Annotated in this window: 1 protein-coding gene; it reads left to right on the top strand. The window is 40.7% G+C overall.

Annotated features, from left to right (window positions below; genetic code table 11):
* Window positions 1-445, top strand: a 445-nt coding sequence (locus ABNX05_RS26580; protein WP_349662346.1) for a transposase, incomplete at both ends; no start/stop codon positions are given.

Below are 445 nucleotides of genomic sequence, written 5' to 3'. Positions count from 1 at the left end.
AAAGCTGATTACACCGAGTTCAGCACTATTTTTAAATATTGTACAACTATATCCGCATCCCGCACTTTTACAGGCCCCTTCAAAAACGATTATTAAAAATCGTTTAAAGGTCAATACGCGAAAAAACCTATCGCTAATGCGTGCAGAGGCTAAAGCTATTACATTATTAGAAGCAGCTGAAAATAGTTACCCGGCGATTAAACCCACAGATATTCGTTGTGATCAAGTACGAGATTACGCAGCTCGCATTACGGATTTACTAGAGAAGAAAGATACGCTTTTGAAACAGATGGTGGAATTGTCGGAAGGACGAAAAGAATATCTAGTATTTCGTTCGATTCCCGGGATTGGCGATTCAACGGCGTGCCGATTAATTGGAGAGATTGGTGACATCCGCCGCTTTCAAAATGCGAAACAACTGAACGCTTACACAGGCATTGATATT

This window comes from Lysinibacillus zambalensis, assembly GCF_040183165.1.
In the GTDB taxonomy this organism is placed as follows: Bacteria; Bacillota; Bacilli; order Bacillales_A; family Planococcaceae; genus Lysinibacillus; species Lysinibacillus zambalensis.
This window is presented reverse-complemented; position numbering and strand designations above follow the sequence as displayed.